Raw genomic sequence first — 18,832 nt, 5'->3', positions numbered from 1 at the left:
ATGACTATTACATTTCTGTCTATTATCACTATCTATAACCTGTAATATAAAATACCACAATAAAATTTAGCAAGAAATTAAATTTTTGATAATTTAAAAAAAAAACATATTTTAAATTATCAAAAGTTGATTATTATTTAAAATACTATTTATTATCCTTTTGCAATTATTTTTTATAAATGATATTATCTCGATGTCAATATTTATATTTTTTAGATTTATCAATTTTAGCAGTTCTAACTTTTGCCACAATTCATAAAACTCCATTAATATTAATAAATAAAGTAGTTCTTTTCCCACTATTTAATTCAAACATATGATATGTTTTGTTTTGTTTATTCCAAATAAATGATAAAACTTTATAAATTACATGATCAACTGCATAGGCTACCCCTTTAAAACATGTTAATAAAACTATTAAACTGAACATTAAATCTGTTAAGTAATGTGTTCTTGAAAGAATTTGCATAAATGCCATCATCACAATATTTGCTATAAAGAATCCAAATACTAATCATTTTCATCAAGTAATATTTTGCTTACGTTTTACATTCATAAAATATAATAAAAATCCATAAACAGGCATTGATGAGGAATTCATATGGCCAGATGGAAAGGCCTTATCACTTCAACAATGCGTCCCTTCTCCTCCTTTACCTAATAAAAAATTTCAGTATTCAGATTTAAATCCTTGAATTTGTCATCAATCTAAATATTCAGCATTAACGATATTAGTTGGTTTATTTGTTCAATTAGTTGGTAAATTATCAATAACATATTGATAATCAACATGAACTCAATATGGTCGACCAAAGAAAGTTTTCAAAAGTGGATCAAAAGTAACCCCAAAAAGACCAAATACAACAAATATTTTTAATGCATCAATTCAATAATTATTAGTTAGTAAATCATCTCTTTTTGAAAATTTAACTCTTAAAAATCAAGCAATGCCACACATTAATATAACTTCGATACTAAGTTGAATTGTCATTGCTACAATTGTATTTGTGCCATCAAGACCAAATCAATAATTTCTTCCTTTCCCCCCAAAAGCATCAAATGTTGATTGTTGATAAATCATTCTAGTAATAATTAATGTAAATAAAATTATAAATAAAGCATAAACTATAATGATGACAGTTCCTAGAAATTTAAATTTAAATTTAATATTTAAACTTTCTAACAAAATTCCAAAACCAGCAAACATAAATGGAACTGTCATTGTATAAGCTAGTTTATCTCAAAATAAACTTAATCAACTTAACGGGCCATTATCATTTAAATCACCAATAGCCTTTGCAATTTGTCTATCTCAAATACTTCCTACAATAAAAAGTGTAATAACAAGAATTAATGTCGTAATTTTTAATATTCTAAAAACAAATTTGTATTTATTATTTTTATTAATAAATGATGAACCATCAAAATAGAACGCGTTATTTATTTTTTTCTTGGGCCTTAGGATATTCATAAAATTATTATATCATAATTAAAAAAACAATTTATATTTATTGATATTTTGCTCATTTTATTATAATAAAAAACTTTCTTATTCGAAGAATACTTTCTTATAAAATAAAGTAATTTTCGAAATAAAAAAGCTTAATAATTTTCTATAAAGATCTATTTCATCCTAACCATAAACCAGATTATCGCGAAAGCCCCCCTGGTCCAGGTCCTGATCCAGAACCAGGCAAGAGAGTCGGACTATTTTGTTTTTGTTTTTTCCGTGATTTCCGATTTGTTGTCATATTAGATGGCAAAGTAATATTTAATTTTTGTAATAAGAAATCAAATGAAAATTCAACTTCACTAATTTTTGTAATCTTAATTTTTTTCTTTAAAGCATACTGCGTTACATAGTATAAATGTAACGGCGAATTTAACACAAAATTCAAATAATTATTTGTCTTATCATATCAATTTGGCACCCGATTAGAGTTAAAATAACGAATCATTGCCTGTGGATTATTAGTAACAAGATAATAACTGTTTTTAATATTAAAAGCTGCTAATTGACCACTATAAATTTGAATTCCATTCATTACCATTGTAAATTCATCAATATAGTCTTTAATTTCATCCAATAAATGCGATGAAAAAAAGACTGTTTTCCCTCGTAAGGTTAATTGTTTTAAATAAAAAATAATTTTTTTTCGATTGTTAATATCTAATCCCGCTTCTGGTTCATCAAGAATTAATATTTCTGGATCATGAATAATTCCTTGAATAATCATTATTCTTTTTTTCATCCCTGATGAAAAAGAATTGACATTTTTATCACGATGTTCTCAAAGTTCCAGTGACTTCATTAAGTATTCAATTCGTTCCCTCAAGTATTTCCCTCGTAAACCATTTGTTTTTCCCATATACTTTAAAAAGTTATACGAACTAATGTTTTCTGGAAAAGTAATAAATTCTGGGACATAACCTATCATTTTTTTCATTTTAATTTTTGTTGCTTTGTTACCAAAAATTGAAATATCACCTTTAAAACCTTTTAACCCACCAATTAAAGATTTAATAAAAACGGTTTTTCCACTACCAGAAGCTCCTAAAATTGCATGTAATTTTCCTCGTCCAACATTAAAGTTAAAAGGTCCAATAATACTATTCTTAAATTTTTTGGTAAAATTACGTGATGAAATGGCAACTTCACTAACAACTACTGCATTATTATTCATTTTTGAACATCTCCTTTCAAATTTTAAGTAATATTCTTACGACGTAATATCAAATAAGAACATATTAAGAAAAATCCTGATAAACCTAAATAAGCATATTGAATTAATTCAATATTTAGAAATGGTTTTGGATCAACATCAAGTTTCTTATCGCTTCCCAATGTTAATCTAAAATCTTGATAACTCATTAAATAATTATTTTGAACACTAAAATCAATATTGCTTCGCTCTAATGGTTCAAATCAGAATGGTATATATTTTAACGAAGCAGTTCAAATTTGATTCCAATGTTCAATAATATTAAATTTAGAAATTAAAGCATAAGTATTCATTAAATTATCATATTTAATTCATTCATTATTAACTTTTATTGGTTGTTCTTCCAATAACTTGTAATCCATTATTTTCTTTAAAATATCAATTTCAATTTCACGAAGGACAAAAAGAGTTGGTGAATCAAAATAATTTATAATTCAATCTCTAAAGTCAGTACCATTACTATAATCGGATAAAGTTCCTATATATTCACTATCTCATTCTTGTCTAAAGACATCAGTTGGATTAAATGAACTTGGTTCAGATAGTTTCCGTTCAGCTGTTACTAATTTGCTATCATTCGGTGCCGATAGACTATAATATGATTCATCAGGGTTAGAATAAAATAATGATGTTCCATTAAAAAGATTCATAGTAATATAATTTGTTCATGATCCTGCCGCTTTTAAAACAACTCCCATATAATCTGCAAGTTCTTTTTCTATTGGTTTAGTTTGATCTAATGCTTTTTGTGATTTGAAAGAGAAATCTGTTGACAAATTAATTTTCATTGAAACATCTCCCCCAGTAGCTGCCCCAACATTATTAATAATTGTTTTAAGATCTTCAAGTTTATTATCATAAAGATATTTTGTTCCTGAATCTCATGATTTAAGTTTTTTAATTTCAAAGTCGTCTTCTTTATGAGTAGTTAATCCTAAACTTTGATAAAATTCTAAACGTTTTACTCGTAATTTAGGGTCACTACTAATCCCTTTGTAATCATCATTTTTAAAAACTAAATTTAAATCATTATAACTTCATTGTTCATAAAAGTTTCAAATTGCATTTGTTAAATGTGGATATTTAATTAAGTCTTTTTTAAGATTTTTTTTAAAATTAATTGTACTTTTAGCAATTGGAATTGGATAATTTTGAGTAATACTATCATTAGCAAACGTTAATTCAAGTTTATCCGCTAAACTCATAATTAATGAATACGGCATTCCACCAACTAAAAATAAACTACAGAAGATAACAACAATTAATAAAACAACTTGCGAATTTAAAAATGTTACCGCAAATAAAATCCCACTTGATGCGAAAAAAGATAATGTTAATGAATAAATAAATAATTTTAACAATAAATTTTGATAAACTTGTAAATATTCCGAATTAGTATTAATAGCATTGCCGACATAACCAATCCCAAAAGCAAAAAGAATAATTGTTCCTAAAAAAAGAACAATTAAGATTCAAAGAGCAATTAATTTTAGTAAAAATAGCATAAAACGTGAATATGGTTTAGAAATTAATAATAAATATGTTCCATCCTCAAATTCACGGCCAAAAATTTTAATAATTACTAATAAAATAAATAATAATAATAAAATATTATTAAAAATAAATACCCCATACTGAAAATTAGTAAAAAACTCATAAACATTTTTTGAAACAGAAAATAAAGTAATTGCAATTGCCCCAAATAAAACAGATGACAAAATAAACAAAACTCAAACTGCCATTGAACAACGTATTTTAAAAATTGCAAACAAAATCAATGATAATCATGAATTTGATTTACCTGATCTTAATATTTTATTTGGCATTAGTCTCTCCTCAAATCAATTAATAATTTTTAATATACATATATATTATACCACATTTTAACGATTTTTAATAGTGCTTTTTTTCTATTTGCTTTACATATTATTATAGATCAACACTAAGCAGTTTATCATAACAAGGGCAATACTAATATTGTTTAAAAACTTAATTGGAATAAATATATCTCATTTTTTTCGTGGTCAATTATTTAACAAAATTGTCTGTAATTCAAATTCAACATCAATAAATCTTTTAGGATTACTTTTCTTTGGAAAAGATTGTCGTCATAATTTGGTACAATATTCAATTGTTCGTTTCTCTCATGATCGCTCATGTTTAGCAAAATAAACTGCAATATTTATTGTGGATTCATATTTATTTATTTATGTGGATATATTTATAATTCATAGTTAATCTTTTTCCTTTGCTATTTCCAAAATAAAACATAATGGATATGATTTTTTTGTTATCTATTGTTACCCTTGTTATGATAAATTACCTTACCAAATAAAATAGTTAATTTTTTTAATTCATAATTATTATTAAAAAACAAAAAAGCACTACTGTGCTTTTAACAATAATTTGTCACTAATTTAGATATTCTTATTTGTATACTTAATTTTTAAATTATATTTAAAATTTTCTTGAAAATGGCTTTTTGCGAAAACCTGTCCTGAAGCATATGGTGAAAGATTAAGGACCTTACTTTTCTGATTTTGTTTGGTAAATATTCAATAAATTTCTAAATTTTGAACATCCCCATTATGAATAATATTTACACGTTCAAAATCTGGGACAAATCTTTTATTCAAAGCTTCCGTTAAAATATCTTTTTGCATTTGTGGTATTTCTATTCCACCTGTAAGTTTTGGTAAATTTCCACTTCAGGCTTGAACTTTAAATTTAACTGATTTTTCATATAATTTTAATAATGGTTCAAAATGCTTTCTAAAGTCAGTTGTTTCATAAGTATTATTTACACCCTTATATACATTAACAATACCTTTAATATTAATAACACCTTCAATTTCTTCTGGTTTTACTTTTACTTCCAATCGAAGCACCGCTTGTCCAGTATGACCCACAACCTCACTAGCATCTAATTGTAAGTTAACCAAGAAATTCTTCTCAGATGATAATTCTGGTTCTTGCTCTAAAACAAATTTAAGACTATCCTGTTTCAACAAAGTTTGCAACGCTGGCGAAACATCTGATAACGTTAACAATTTTGTTTTTATTAAATCAAGTTCTAAAGCATCAACTTCAATTAAATTACTAATATTCTTAGTAAAATCAAAACTATATTGTGAAATATTAATCTCTTGATTTTTGTCATTTTCTTTATCCACATCATCTTTATCATCATGTCCTGGTTCTTTCGTATCAAGATCCTCAGTATCAACAATACTATCATCATCAGTAATGTAGGAATTTCCTATGTTAGTTCGTGATGATATGCGATAGATTTCATAACCAATCCCGCCACCACCAGCTAATAATATTAATAATAAAATAATAAGAATAATTCATAATCAACGATGTAATTTTGGTTTTGAACTTTTATGGTGGACCAATTGTTGACTTGAATTTGTATCTGAAGGTAATGAATATGTTATATTTTTTAATGGTGTTATCTGATTAATTGCTGCGTTATTTTCTTCGAATGTTTTACTAAAAGTTAAAACGTCAATAATATGATCTGGATTAATATCATTAAAAAAAAGTTTGTTTTTGTTTTACTAAATCTTGTTTTGAAAATAAAGCATAAAACTTATTATTACATTTAATAATAGAAATTGCCTTTTTTGCAATTGGTTTAATTTGATTTTTATTGTCATATTGATAAAATAGTAAATCTTTAATATTATCAATATTATTGTTTTCAATTCTTTCAATTGTTTTTGATAATTGATTTCAACATTCACTGCACATTTCTTTTGCAATATAAAAAATATCTTTTGGCATTATAAAATCTCCTTATAATTAGGCCTAATAATAAAATTGATATTATGTAATTAATCATAGTATTTTCTTGTACAATAGCTTCTTTTCATATATAATTATATAACACTTTTTTACAAAAGGCAAAAAAACATTATCCACCGTTTTTCTTTTGATTTTTTCAAAATAAAAAATAAGGACTTCCTAACATAATTAATTTATTAAATAAAATTTAATTAGAATGACCTTATCATTTAGATTATAAATTATTAAAAATAATATAATATAAAATTTAATAACTCTTTGAAAATATTTAATTTATTTTTTATTGAATAATTGGAAAGACTATTTGATGGCCAATACCTCAAAATTAAGTGTACTCTGTTCGGTACCATTCATAATAAGCGTAATCAAATGCGTACCGGTGTAATGCTTTCGTGTAGTTAAATCAGCAAAAGAATGTTTTTTTATATAAGTTTTCTTTTCATTTTTCTTTAAAGATAATTCCGATATTTGAAATATTTTCCGGTTATGTTTACCGTTTGCTTTAACATAATCAATTCCATATTCTAACCGCACCTTAGTGGCTTCTTTTGCCGCAATTTTAAAAGAAAAGGTTATTTCTTTTCCAATGATAATAGCGCCATCCGCCAAAGTAAAGTCTTCAATCTTCACACAATTAACATCTGCCAATCCAAAGATACCTAGCACATCTTGATTACCTTTTTTAAGAAGTGTCCTACAACCATGTTTTATAATCCAGTCAGTATGTTTACTCTTACCATACCAATCCTTTGCAATTTTAGCAACCAGATTAGGGTGTGTTTTGGAAATATCGTTTAAGCTATTAGCGACGCTTTTACGAACATACAACGATGAATCATTTTTTAATTCTTCTAAAATAGGAAGAATTGGGAGTGGATTTTTTTTAAAACTAATCAATGCTTGTCCCCATGGCAACTGCGGGCGACTACCCTCACTGGCAAGTCGCCTAACATGCGCATTTTCATGCTTAGATCATGCTATCATTTGCTCTAGCATTCGCTCTTCATGGTTTATAAGAAATGGTCTCACAGCGAACTCAGATGATGAATATGGAGTATATTTTTCTAAAGCCGCCATTGATAAATCCCAATCAGATTCATTTTGACCATAAACTTCCACAAAATCTGGAAAATACATTAAAGTAAAATCAGTAAATCCAACCGGATAACTATCAATAACTTTATTAAGGACATTAAGCGCCTGTGGATAATCGGTTGGTAAATATTTTCCCAAATATATAGCAATTTGCCGCATACGAGCTTTAAACCCTAAATCATCTCATGATTCATTCATAATGGTATTAACAAAATCTTCAACCTGAAACAAATCATATACCGCTCTAATTTTTAAAGCTAACTCGTAAAGTGAGTTATAATTATATCTATTTTTTATTAATTCCGCCATATGTTTCTCCTTTTAAAAATCATAAATATATCCTAATTTTGACCAATTTATATCTTTTATATTTTAAAGCATTATCTGCATGAATAATTGCATATCTACGTTTTGAACAATTAATTTTTTTACTAATAAAATAGACTGATAAATTATCAGTCTATTTCCATTTTCTGAACTAATACATTTTTTGTTCTGTTGTGGTAAGATTTTTCGACTACAATTTGTCCTAATTAATTAAATGTCAATGTAACCTCCCCAACATAATATTTAGAATCTTGATAAGCTCAAATTCTACCACCTTTTTGGTCAATATTAATGTCTATATATAAGTCATTTAATAAAGTACTTAAGCGGTCTAATTGACTAACAAAGTTAGCACTAATAAATATCATCATTACTTGTAAAATTGTAATTTTTGGTAATTTTCCTAAATCAGTTTTTAGTTTCATTACACTTAAATCTTCTTTCTCACTTGGTGGTACTGGAGTTTTAATTGAGAAATGAACCATAACTGATCCATAATAATCCTTCGTTGGATCATCATGTTCTGATCAATGATCTTTTCCAGTTAATAACGTAGCTCCCGTTTTATCGTCATTAACTTTAATATTCGGAACCGAAGCAATTTGTTTATTTCACACATCAGAGTTCTGTGGCCCAATAAAAAATTCTCCAAACTTATCTAGTTCTGAAATAAGTTGCATATTATTGAAAACTATTGCAATTAAAATTGTTTTTGGTCGAGAATCCGTAATTACTCCTAAATCAATACTTTTTATTTTATCAGCAAGATGATTTGAAGTTATAACTGTCTTATTAATTTTTATTGTATTAGCTGTAGTACCATCATTAAAATTTAACTCATATTCACCATTCCGATATAAATCAATTTCCGTGATTAATTTTGTTTGATTATTAAATTTATAATCTTTTATTAATTTATTAAAATCTCATTTTGATCCCTGAAATAATTGTGCTAACTGCTTTAATAATTCTGGAATTGATTGTTTAGAATCTTGCGGATTAATTGATTTAAAATTAATACCTCCAAAACCAGTTACTTCTAATGGCAAAACGGGCGGATCAACTGGAATACTATTTCAGTCGTTATTATTCTTACAGCTAATTATTGCGGTACTTGGTGCTATTGTCAAAATACTAGTTGCTAAGATTGCTAATAATTTTTTCATCGTAATCTCCTCCTCCTTAATCGGCATTCATAATCGCAATTAATGGATTAATGCGATTCATATTAAATCAGCTAATTAAATAAGCAATAAAGTATAATAATAAACCACTACCAATTGCAATAATTGGAATCATTACATTGATAAATAATGGAACCACTACCCCAATTCTAATTAAAATCATATTGCAAATCGTTAAAAAGAGCCAGCCAAAGCCAAATCCAGCAATTGTCATAATGATAATAATCGGAATATACATTCCAATTACTAATTTTGTAATATACCGATTACGATAACCCAATACTTTCATTGTCGCAATAATTGTTTGATTCTCTGCAATAACAATATTACTTGTTAAAATAATAATCATAAAACTTAGTACAAAAGAAATTCCAATAACGAAGAAAATAACACCATTAATAGCCTTAGCAATATTGCCTAAAATTGCCTTAGCTTGTGCAATTGGCAATAAGGTTGCAAAAGTACTGTTCCCATATGCTGGGTAAGAAATTCCTGTTACCGGTTTAGTTCCCCCATTTAAACCATAAAAACTATAGTCTCCAAATAATTGGCTTGTCCCTAATCCAGTTTCAATATCATCAATTTTATTACTATTTGAAATTTTATAATTAAAAATAGGATATTCATTTTGAAATACAGCAATTCAATTAACCTTACTCGAAACTGTTTGAAAATAATTCACAAATTTAGTTCATAAATTATCATTCCCTGCTGTTTTTGCAAAATTTTCCAACAGCTCTAAACTTGTTTTATTTTCTGGCGATAAGTTATTTTTTGTAAAGGAATTACTTCATTCATTTAAAAATAATCGTAATAAATAATTCCGCGTTTTATCATAACCCATTAATTGTTGAGCATATTCTTCATTAATTCAAGCCTGCGCGGGACCAAATTGATTAGTAATTCCAACAACATTAAACTTATTAGAATTACTTTGATTATTAATAGTATAGCTACCATTAACAATTTTATCGTTTAAAATTGTCGACTTCGTAAAATTAGGATCAGTAACGTCAATTCCACTTTCTAAAACATATTCATCATTATTTGTTTTTAAAACACTATTTTTAAATTTATTATCACCATTAAACATTAGTTTTCCAACATTACCAATGTTTGGTACAGCACCAGTTACTTCACTTGCATCTCATCCTTGTAAAATGTTATCCGTTGTAATATTGTTATCATTTGCAACGAGTGCCTTTTGAAAAACATCTGGATCAATATTGTCCCCAACTGAAACCCCTAATCTTTTTGCTAAAGTTTCATTTAAAACAATATTATTATTTTTATTAAATAGTTTTTGATTCAAGTTTTCCTTATTTTTATTAGTTAAAATTTTATTTTTAAAAGTTTTATTAATTCCATAAATTTTAAAATCAATACTATTAAGTTCAGCATTAACCATTGTTCCCCTGTCGTCTGTTAATGGATTAAACGGAATTACGCCAAAAGCTAAATTAAAATTATTATTCGGGTTAGTAAATGCGTCTTGCATTTTAACACGCACTGTCTGCGGCGAACGAGAATAAACTCCTTGAATAAAACATTGATTAACATTTTGAACAAAATAAGCATAAATTCAATTATATAAATCATACATTGGTTTTTTTAAAAGCGTATTAAAATCAGTTCCTGTTCCGGAATCTAATACATCATAAAATGACCTTGATAATGGTTGTTCTAATGCTTGGCGGAAATGATTATCATCTAATACAATTGTCGGATTCCCTTGTCCAAAATCTCTTTGATAATCAGCTTGAGTAAACATTGTTTGATCTAAATTATTGTCTAAACTAATATTACCATTTTTATCAAAATAATTGTCTCGCTTAATATCTAATCCTATCGTATCACGATATTTTCAATAAAATAATCGATAATTTTCAAGAGCATTAATATTCTCTCGTGCGGTTTCTGTTGTTCGTAAATATTGTTCAATCGTTGTTTTTGTTAAATTATTTAAACCATAATCTTTATAATCCCCCCATGTTGTTGTACAAACAGCGGTTGATAAACCTGCATTTTTGGACTGTAATTTTTTGCTTTGCAAAAATTCTTTTGAAATATTACGATATAATAATGACCGCATATCCTCGGCATTATATGTGGGAGCATAATTCTCCGGATTAATTTGACCAGTTTCAAAATTAGCAAGATATTGATTTGCATCCTTTGTCATATTAGTATTTGCTAAGGGACTATCATTACTATCTCATGGCTTTTGACTAGGATCATATGTTTTTAAAAAGGTCGTTGGTAAATTGTAAATTGGGCTATTATATTCAACTAATGTTTTATAATTATCCCCTCCATATGAATAACGAATATTATTTTGCAAAATAATTGGAATTGTTGTCGACATTGTAATCATAATTGTACTAATAATCATTGTTAATGAAACTCCAACCATTTTTCCTAATGAATTTGACAACTGAACCGCTTGAAATCGCGCATCAAAAGTTTTTCGTATTGTGAACATTTTATAAACAGCTTTTTTTAATCGACCATTTGAAAAAGTTTTTTCCTTGCGAATTAATTGTAATGGTGTTTGTGAGGTCATCATTATAGTTCCACTAATCATTGTGACACTAGTTAATAAGATAAAAATAAATAACACACAAGTGACCAAGGCAAAGGGAGCAAAAACAAAACTACCATATGGTAAATTAAAATATGAACCAAATAAATATTTTATTGTAAACTGCCCGCTAATTCCACTGGCATATCCAATGATACCTCCGATTAAAGCAATCATTAACGGATAAGAAATATAACTGAGGGTTAATATTCGACGGCGATAACCTAAGGCTCGTAATAACCCATTTTGTGGTCCAGTTGCTTCAATTTGCCGACGAACAACTAAAATTAGAACAAAAAAAGAAATAATTAATAAAATAGTAATTAAAATATATGAACCACTAATAAAAGCACTTAATGTTGTTGTAAAGTAAGTAATCCGGTTACTAAATTGATACCGCTTATCAGTTCGAAAAGTGGCAACTGGTAAACCAGTTGATAGTGTTTTGACATAATATGAATTTAATCCAACATATTCACCCTTGTCACTATTAAGATAATTATTAATGGTCTGACTATAAAGGCTACGAACAGAGTCTGTATTTGTATGATTAAATTTTCCTACATAATAAATTTCACGATCTAACTGACTTTCAGGAATTAAAACTTGTTTCGCTAAATCTAACGCCGTTACTTCATAAGATTGACCAGTCTTATCTGCAACTGTTGTCTCCACTAATCCAAATAATCGTGGATCTACATAAGCAATTCCCTCATTTTTCATATTTGGAAACGGATGTGACGCATCAATAATTGGCGTAATATAATCAGCAGATTGGCCAAAACCAACAACACGAAATCAATTTTGGTTTTTATATGATGATGATGGCAGCCACTTATTAATATCTTGATGCTGATAAGACGTTAAATCTACTTTTTTGAGTTCACTATCCGCAACTTTAATTGTAGTTCCATACTGATCTGTTTGTAATCGAATAATATCATTAATTTTAATATTATTTTTCTGCGCAAATTGCGGCGTTAAATAAATCCAACGTCTTGTTTCATTATTAATTGATTCATAATATTGCATATAGAAATCAATTGGCATTCCCGTTGCAACAATAAAACGATCAATCATTTGATGATGATTCAAGGTAACAGCTTTAATAATTTTATTATTTCCCAAACTAAAGGTGCGTGCTTCAACACGATTATAATAAAAACTTTCACTTTTAGCTTTATTATCAAGTTGTTGTTTAAGAAATTCTAAAATAACATTTTGGCGAATATTACTATCAGTAATATTTTCAAATTGATCCGCCCCTTTATTAGCGTTTTTAACATAATTAGTATCGGCAAAATTAACAATAAAATCATGTTGATTACTTACTTGTGCCGAAATAAAAGTATTATAATTATTTTCAACACGTTGTTTTGAAACTTCAATAATTGTAAAAATAAAACTAGTTAAAAACACTAAAATAACTAATCCAACAAATTGAATTTTATTTTTAACTGTGTTTTTAAAATTGTTTTTCAATAATAACTTAAAACCAGGCATTTTTTCACACTCTTTCTTTTATTTTTTCTTTCTGAATTTAGTTAAAAATAAACATTGGTGGCGTTGACTGTTTTTTAAATTGTGTTAATAACTCTGTTTTACGCAAATTATCGACTAAACAAGTGAATTTTAAGAATCAACAATTCCGAATAGAACCTAATAATAACATTAGTAAAAGAGAAAATGATAATTGCTGATATTGATTAAAAATATTATTTGTTAATTGTATTTCCCAAAAAGTTTGATAACTAGAAAAAATAACATCATTAATTTTTTTTAGATAACCAAGATATAACCGAAATAATAATAACATTGCAATAAAACTAATAGTAAAAATTGCATAAAAAACATAACAAAAAATAATAAGAAAAGAATATACCGTTTTATGAATAGTCATTATTTTTAATTGCATCATTAATGAACTTTTATCTAAAAATAAAACACATGAAATTAAAATAATATTTCCTAGTCATAACATAATAATTTGTCAATTTGAATATAAAATTATTTTTCAAGTAGAAATAGTTTCTTTTTTAATTTGTTGAAAATTAACTAATATTTGCGCTAAAATCCCAGTAAAAAAGAGAAAAATAATAGTTAATAAAAATAAATATAATAAATTTAAGATAATATTTCAGAAATTATAATTATTGATAAGATTAATAATAGAAAATGATGATGAAAATAAAATATAACCTAAAAGAATAATAAAGAAAATATTAATAACTTTTTGATATTTTGTAATAAAATTTTTTTGCATTTTCATCACCATACCTTCATTATATTTTGCTCAATTTATTATAACATTAATATTAAAATAATGTTCAACATAAAATTAGCATAATTATCAATAAAAACCCATAAAAAAACTATTATTTTAAAATAATAGCAATATTTTTTTAATTTAAACCTGAAAAAATCAATGACACAACTCCTGCTGCAATATGTGCTTCTGCCTTACCTTTTAAAACAAAAGTGCATAATACTATTGGCGCAATTTGGACTGACCCGATCAATAAGAAAATAATTATTGCCATAACGCGTGCCCCCCCCCGATTAGATCAGAATAAGCACCAACTCTTATTGTTAATGATAATAATGCAGTAAGAACAAAATACGCTAGTATTATTGACGAAAAGACTATTGAGACAATACAACCAGCACGACATAAGTTATCTGGTTTTTTACCTTCAAGTGAATTTTTAGAATTTTTTTGAATATAATTTGGTTCCATTAATATTCTCCATATAATATTTCTAAAATTTATTATTTTATTATTTTTGTTTATTATTTTTTGAAATTAATTAAATAATAGACCAAAAATAATCTATAATATTTAATCAAATGTTTGACACAAAAAAAATATATCCCTTTTTTAACAAAAAAAACAATACTTTATTATTTTTTTAATAAAATAATTTGCTAACAACATAATCTTTAAATTTTTTTCAATTCAATTTTTTCTTTCTCCTTTTTGAAAGACAAAAGCAAAATCGCCATCTTTTAAATAACTATTGCATAGTTGACAAATCAAACCTGTAATTCCATTAAATTATTCTATAATATATTTCATTTTAATTCCTTGTTAAATTAATTCAATTATTTCTCTTCTATTTTGTTATATTAATTTTGTCATAATAAAAACCTTTCTTATTCTAATTATACTTTCTTTAAAAAAGAAAGTAATTTTATGAACAAAAAAGGTTTAATTAATATCTTATTTTTATTAATTTAATTCTAAAATGGTTATCTTAAATGTGACAATCAAAACCATGATATAACTTGTCATCTTTAAAAACTTCTTTTATATCATATTTTTGGCGATAATTTGTTTCATTGCCGCTTTCAATTGCTTTAATAGCAGCACAAGCCATTGCATGAGAATTACATAATGTTATTTGTGGAATAACACCTTGGTTTAACTTTTCATAATACAACGCCCCTGTTAACATTTCATTTAACCCAAAACCAGGACATTCTCCTTTTAGAATCCCTTGTTGTAATCGAAAGTCGGAAATAATTGGAAATAAATATTTCTTCTTATTATGCATAGCTTGCTCCACCATTAATCCAAATTCCATATGAGTACCAGCGTCTCATCCATCTAACTCAAAGATAACATAATCAGCTGCTGTTAAACCAGCATAATCTAAATCAAAAATTGCTTTATTAGTCGGACGAACGGCTTGATTTGTTTCAAAATCAACCGGATTACCAATTATAAAATTAGGAAACATTGCTCGTAATCGTTCCCCTTCTGCTTTGCGGGTATTTCATTGGGCTTCGGTAAACATACTACCAGCATTATAAATTACTTTTTTATTATCTTGCATTATAATTCTCCTTCTTGTTTAATTGTGTCAATTATTGTTTTTATTTTTTCTTGATCAAGAATTTTATTCTTAATATCACCAGTTACAAAAGTTCCCACGGCAATTAAATCATATCCTAATATTTTTGCTTCCTTTAAATTTATTAAATTGATTCCACCTGAAGCCATATATCTTTTTGTAGGAAAAAATGTTCTTACAGTTTGAATAAAATTTAATTTAAAAGCAGTTGCGGGAAAAATCTTAATAATTTCTCAATTAGCATTAACAATATTAGTAACTTCTTGTAATGTCATTGCCCCAGGAATATATAATAATCCTTGGGCATGGCAAAAGTCACTAATACTTTGATTAAAAATAGGACTAACTAAAAATTGGGCTCCCGCCGCAGCCCCTTGGATAGCTTCGGCTAAAGTTAAAACAGTTCCTGCCCCAATTAAAATTGAGGGATATTTTTTCCGTAAAACTTTAATTAATGAAGCAACATTAGGAATAGTAAAAGTTAATTCTAAACATGTTACTTCTAAATTAATTAGCATTTCACAAATTTGTTGTGCAATATTATAATCCTGATTACGAATGACATAAAAAACATTCTGTTCTAAAATTTCATTTTGAAAAAACATTATTTAACCTAAATATCTTTCAATTCTTTCGATAATACTATCTTGATCTAAGCCCTTATATTTAATAACAGCATCAGCACTTCCTGATAATCCATAATCATCAACGTTAATAATTAAGCCAGTTTTGCCAACAAATTTATATCAAACATAGTCATTGGAAAATTCAATCGCAATTACTTTTGAAAAGTTTTTTGGAAGCACTTCTTCTTGGTAAATTTCTGATTGTTGTTCAAATAACTCAACACATGGCATTGAAACAACCCTAATATTTTGTTTAATTGTATTAGCCGCCACAATTGCTGGAGCTACTTCCGTTCCCGTTGCAATAATAATTGCTGCCAATGGTTTTGTTTTATCTTCATGAACAACGATATATCCTCCTTGTAAAGATTGTTTAGAGCAAGTTTCCGCTAATTGATATGGGGTATCTTGTCGTGACAAAATTAATGCGGACGGAGTTGTTTTTGACTCAACAATTACCTTTAGACAGGCAATTGCTTCATTAATATCTGCTGGACGCAAGACATTTAAATTTGGACAATTTCGTAGCATTCCTAATTGTTCAATTGGCTGATGCGATTTACCATCAAAACCAACACCAATTGAATCATGTGAAAAAGCAAAGATAACGGGTAAGTTTTGAATACAAGCCATTCTAATACAGGGTTTCATATAATCCGAGAAAATTAAAAAGGTCGAATTAAAACTTTTTAACCCTTGGTGTAATTCAATCCCAATACTAATTGTTCCAGCAGCAAATTCACGCACACCAAAATGAAGATTATTATTTTGCGGAGTATTAATTGTTCAAGAACCATTATAACCAATAATTTTTGTTGCTGTCCCTAAATCAGCACTACCACCAAACATATTATTGGGGCATTTTTGTTGATAATATTTTAAAACATCTCCCATAATAATTCGTGTTCCCGCTTTTTTAGTTTTGTCAGTAGGTAGTAAGGTTTGAAAGGCCTCTAAATTAACAACAGGTGAAGCAAGCAGTTGTTTAAATTCCTTTGGAAAAGCAGTTTGATAAGCTAATAATTTTGTTAATCATATTTGATATGCTTCCTGCCCACGATTAATAAAAGTATTATTTCAATAGGTTTTAACATCAGGGTCAACATAAAATTGTGGATGGTTAAAATCATAGAACGTTTGAACTTGTTGCATTTCTTCCGCAGTAAATGGTGAAGAATGCATCGGTGAACCTTGTTTTGGATGACCATAACCAATAATTGTTTTACATTCAATTAAAGTTGGTTTATCGCTTTTTTGGGCCATAGTAATTGCCGCTTTAATTGCCGTTAAATCCTCATCAGCATTATCAACTCTAATATAATTTCAATTTTGTGCTTCAAAAAATTGTTGATAATTTACTTTTAAAACTTGATCACACGTTGTATCTAATTGACAATCATTTGAATCATATAACATAATTAACTTATTTAATTTTCATACTCCAGCTAATTGAATTGCTTCAAGAGCACCTCCCTCTTGTAAGTCACCATCACTACATAATACATAAGTATAATGATCAATAATGTCATATCCTGGTTTGTTAAACTTTGCTGCTAAGTGTTGTTCAGCTAAAGCCATACCAACACCATAACCAATCCCTTGCCCTAATGGACCAGATGAGTTATCAACGCCCGGTGTTACGCCATATTCAGGATGCGCTGGAGTTTTGGAATTAATATGACGATAATTTTTTAAATCTTCAATTGTTAAATCATAGCCCGCAAAATGCAAAATTGCATATTGTAATGTTGAAGCATGACCTGGGGATAAGACAAAACGATCACGATTAATTCAATCGGGGATAGTTGGATTAGCAATTAAATTATTTAAATAAATTGCTTGAATCATAGGGGCGGCACTTAACACAATCCCAGGATGACCAGTTTTATTATATATAATTGGATCTAAGCCTAAAATTCGTAAATTACTTAAGCTTTTTGTTTCAATATTATTATTTGTATCTTTCATTTTTTCCTCCTAATAAGTTTAAAATATTAATTATTATTAAATTAAAGAACGAACTTCATTATTTAGCATTAATAACTTCTGCATAATAAAAGTTATTTTTTCGATAAAATTATCGTTATCAGCATCAACAACAATAAAATGATAATGATCTTTTAATTCCTCATATAAAACTTCATATTGTTCATTTAATTTTTCTCAATAATGATGTGGGGTTTCTAATTCTGAGATTCGACCACGATGTTTAATCCGTTCAACTGCTTTTGTTGTTGATACTTTTAAATAAATAATGACATCAAATCCTAATTTTTGTTTTAAAATTGGGGTAATAACATTTTGAAAAAAACGATTATATACATTAAAATCAACATCATTCATAATTTCTAGCAAATGAGAAACTCGAACAAAGACAGGGTCTTCTAAAATTGTGCGGTCAAAAATAGTATTTTCTAAATTATCAATTTTAAAAAATTGTTCAATTCTTGTTATTAACATATAAATTTGCATTTTAAAAGCAAACCCTTTCATATCTTGATAAAAATCATTAAAATATGGATTTTCTTCTAAGGGCTCTTTAAATAAATTAAAATTTAACTGTTGGCATAACGCTTCACTAACTTTTGTTTTGCCTGCACCAACAGTACCAAAAACAGCGATTTTCATTTTT

The 18,832-nt window shown here is 27.1% G+C and carries 15 protein-coding genes; all 15 read right to left on the bottom strand.

What is annotated here, in order from left to right; genetic code table 4:
• Positions 1–166: 166 nt before the first annotated feature.
• The 15 genes from ACQH24_RS03510 to ACQH24_RS03440 all read right to left on the bottom strand — a co-directional run bounded on the left by ACQH24_RS03510 (position 167) and on the right by ACQH24_RS03440 (position 18,828).
• Positions 167–1,471: a phosphatase PAP2 family protein gene (locus ACQH24_RS03510; protein WP_425380587.1), complete on the bottom strand. Its 1,305-nt coding sequence runs from the start codon at positions 1,469–1,471 to the stop codon at positions 167–169.
• A 178-nt stretch (positions 1,472–1,649) separates the two neighbouring features.
• Positions 1,650–2,684, bottom strand: coding sequence for an ABC transporter ATP-binding protein (locus tag ACQH24_RS03505; RefSeq protein WP_425380586.1), 1,035 nt, complete (start codon positions 2,682–2,684; stop codon positions 1,650–1,652).
• Positions 2,685–2,707: 23 nt separating this feature from the next.
• Positions 2,708–4,549, bottom strand: coding sequence for an ABC transporter permease (locus ACQH24_RS03500; RefSeq protein ID WP_425380585.1), 1,842 nt, complete (start codon positions 4,547–4,549; stop codon positions 2,708–2,710).
• 591 nt (positions 4,550–5,140) lie between these two features.
• Positions 5,141–6,121 (bottom strand): hypothetical protein, encoded by a 981-nt coding sequence (locus tag ACQH24_RS03495; RefSeq protein WP_425380584.1) that lies wholly within the window; start codon positions 6,119–6,121, stop codon positions 5,141–5,143.
• A 139-nt stretch (positions 6,122–6,260) separates the two neighbouring features.
• Entirely contained in the window at positions 6,261–6,512 is a 252-nt protein-coding gene (locus tag ACQH24_RS03490) for a hypothetical protein (RefSeq protein WP_425380583.1), read from the bottom strand.
• Positions 6,513–6,833: 321 nt separating this feature from the next.
• On the bottom strand, positions 6,834–7,937 hold the full coding sequence (locus ACQH24_RS03485; RefSeq protein ID WP_425380582.1) for a DNA alkylation repair protein: 1,104 nt from the start codon (positions 7,935–7,937) through the stop codon (positions 6,834–6,836).
• Positions 7,938–8,161: 224 nt separating this feature from the next.
• On the bottom strand, positions 8,162–9,121 hold the full coding sequence (locus tag ACQH24_RS03480; RefSeq protein WP_425380581.1) for a hypothetical protein: 960 nt from the start codon (positions 9,119–9,121) through the stop codon (positions 8,162–8,164).
• Positions 9,122–9,137: 16 nt separating this feature from the next.
• Positions 9,138–13,223 (bottom strand): FtsX-like permease family protein, encoded by a 4,086-nt coding sequence (locus ACQH24_RS03475; RefSeq protein WP_425380580.1) that lies wholly within the window; start codon positions 13,221–13,223, stop codon positions 9,138–9,140.
• A 37-nt stretch (positions 13,224–13,260) separates the two neighbouring features.
• Entirely contained in the window at positions 13,261–13,989 is a 729-nt protein-coding gene (locus ACQH24_RS03470; RefSeq protein WP_425380568.1) for a hypothetical protein, read from the bottom strand.
• Between the two features lie 133 nt (positions 13,990–14,122).
• The gene (locus tag ACQH24_RS03465) at positions 14,123–14,260 is read right to left on the bottom strand and encodes a hypothetical protein (RefSeq protein WP_425380579.1); all 138 of its coding nucleotides are present in this window, start codon (positions 14,258–14,260) and stop codon (positions 14,123–14,125) included.
• Complete coding sequence (locus ACQH24_RS03460) at positions 14,251–14,457, bottom strand: hypothetical protein (protein WP_425380578.1); 207 nt, start codon at positions 14,455–14,457, stop codon at positions 14,251–14,253. Before ACQH24_RS03460 ends, ACQH24_RS03465 begins: the two co-directional genes overlap by 10 nt.
• A gap of 517 nt (positions 14,458–14,974) precedes the next feature.
• Positions 14,975–15,556 (bottom strand): nucleoside 2-deoxyribosyltransferase, encoded by a 582-nt coding sequence (locus tag ACQH24_RS03455; RefSeq protein WP_425380565.1) that lies wholly within the window; start codon positions 15,554–15,556, stop codon positions 14,975–14,977.
• A complete protein-coding gene (locus ACQH24_RS03450; protein WP_425380577.1) occupies positions 15,556–16,179 on the bottom strand; it encodes a bifunctional 4-hydroxy-2-oxoglutarate aldolase/2-dehydro-3-deoxy-phosphogluconate aldolase in 624 nt (207 codons plus the stop codon). The genes ACQH24_RS03455 and ACQH24_RS03450 overlap by 1 nt, the downstream gene beginning before the upstream one ends.
• A 3-nt stretch (positions 16,180–16,182) precedes the next feature.
• Entirely contained in the window at positions 16,183–18,168 is a 1,986-nt protein-coding gene (gene tkt / locus ACQH24_RS03445; protein WP_425380563.1) for a transketolase, read from the bottom strand.
• Positions 18,169–18,204: 36 nt separating this feature from the next.
• Positions 18,205–18,828, bottom strand: a complete 624-nt coding sequence (locus ACQH24_RS03440; RefSeq protein ID WP_425380562.1) for a deoxynucleoside kinase — start codon at positions 18,826–18,828, stop codon at positions 18,205–18,207.
• Positions 18,829–18,832: the final 4 nt, after the last annotated feature.

The sequence above is a fragment of the Spiroplasma endosymbiont of Stenodema calcarata genome, assembly GCF_964031205.1.
In the GTDB taxonomy this organism is placed as follows: Bacteria; Bacillota_I; Bacilli_A; order Mycoplasmatales; family Mycoplasmataceae; genus Spiroplasma.
Note: the sequence above shows the minus strand (reverse complement) of the source record. Positions and strands in the feature narration are given on the sequence as shown.